Below are 1,588 nucleotides of genomic sequence, written 5' to 3' on the forward strand. Positions count from 1 at the left end.
GTGCCGTTGCATCCCGAGGCGGTGGCGTTCGCCGGCCACTACGACTACACCATCGACGTGCTGGCCGCCTACCGGCCAACCGGGAAAGGCCGGGTGGAACGGCAGGTGACCATCGTCCGGGACCATGTCCTGGCCGGTCGGGCGTTCTGTTCAATCGAGGAACTCGACCGGGCGTTTTTGGCCTGGGTTCCGTTGCGCCGGAAAGTCACCCACCGCACCCACGGCGAGGTGATCGGGGTCCGGGCCCGCCGGGACCATCAGGCTCTGCGGCCGGTGCCATCCAAGCCCTATCGCGTCGTGGAGCGGCATCTGCGGCACGTCGGCAAGGACTGCCTGGTCGCGTTCGAAGCCAACCTGTACTCGGTGCCCGCCACCAAGGTGTTCCACCGCCAACTCGTCGAAGTGCGGACCTCGGCCGCCACCGTCAGCCTGCACGCCACCGTCCCCGACAGCCACGGCGTCACCCTGCTCGCCATCCACCCACGGGCGGTCGGCCGCGGCGCCCGCATCGTCGATCCAGACCACTGGAGCGCCCTGCCCGACGGACATACCCGCTCTACCACCAGCAGCAGGGAAGACCACCTGCCCTGCCATCCCCGGGACCGGGACCGGGAACCGTCGGGGTCGCTGCGGTTCCTGCTCGCCCGGGCCGACGCCGCCAAGGTCGAGGTCGGCCGCCGGCCTCTGTCGGTCTATGACCAGATCAGCGGGATCAGCCCGTTCCACACCAGCCCCGGCCCGAAGGACACCACGTGAGCGAGCTGATCACTACCAGGATCCGGGCGACCGCGACCAAACTCGGGCTACCGCACCTCACCCAGACCCTGACCGATCATGTCGGCCGGGCCGACGCCGCCCAGATGGGCTACCTCGACTTCCTCGACCTCGTGCTCGAAGAGGAACTCGCCGTCCGCGAGGAACGACGGCTCAAGCATGCCCTGCGGCTGTCGAAGATGCCGCACCACAAGACCTTGGAGGAGTACGACTTCGCCTACCAGCCCGAACTCGACCCCCGCAAAATCCGGGACCTGGCCACCCTGGCGTTCGTCGAGGCCAAGGCCAACGCCGCACTCCTGGGACCGCCCGGAGTAGGCAAGACACACCTGGCGGTCGCGCTGGCCGTCGCAGCCTGCCGGGCCGGGTTCACCGTCTACTTCACCACCCTGGACGACATGGTCCGGCAACTGAAAGCCGCCGACACCATCGGCCGACTCACCTCCAAACTCCGCTTCTACCTGCGGCCGCACGTCCTGGTCCTGGACGAGGTCGGGTATCTGCCACTGGCCCGCGACGAAGCCAACCTCGTCTTCCAGCTGATCAGTAAAAGGTACGAGAAGGGCTCTATCCTGCTGACCTCGAACAAGGCTTTCAGCGAATGGGGACAGGTGTTCGGCGACGAGGTCCTGGCCACCGCCATCCTCGACCGGCTCCTGCACCACTGCGAGATCCTCGCCATCAACGGCCCCAGCTACCGGCTGAAGAACCGCCTGGCTGCCGTCGACACCAACATCACCGCGACGGCCTAATCGTCACAGAGCTCTGCACGTCAATTCGTACCTAGGCCTGCACAGGAATCCGTACGCCGACA

Annotated in this window: 2 protein-coding genes; both read left to right on the top strand. The window is 67.0% G+C overall.

Annotated features, from left to right (window positions below; all coding sequences use genetic code 11):
- Positions 1 to 756 (top strand): hypothetical protein (locus ACGFIV_RS36250; RefSeq protein ID WP_392839609.1); only part of this gene is annotated, 756 nt, incomplete at its 5' end.
- Positions 753 to 1,526 (top strand): IS21-like element helper ATPase IstB, encoded by a 774-nt coding sequence (gene istB, locus ACGFIV_RS36255; protein ID WP_358562161.1) that lies wholly within the window; start codon positions 753 to 755, stop codon positions 1,524 to 1,526. The genes ACGFIV_RS36250 and istB, both read left to right, overlap by 4 nt.
- Positions 1,527 to 1,588 lie beyond the last annotated feature (62 nt).

This window comes from Sphaerisporangium sp. NPDC049003, from assembly GCF_043197795.1.
GTDB lineage: Bacteria > Actinomycetota > Actinomycetes > Streptosporangiales > Streptosporangiaceae > Sphaerisporangium.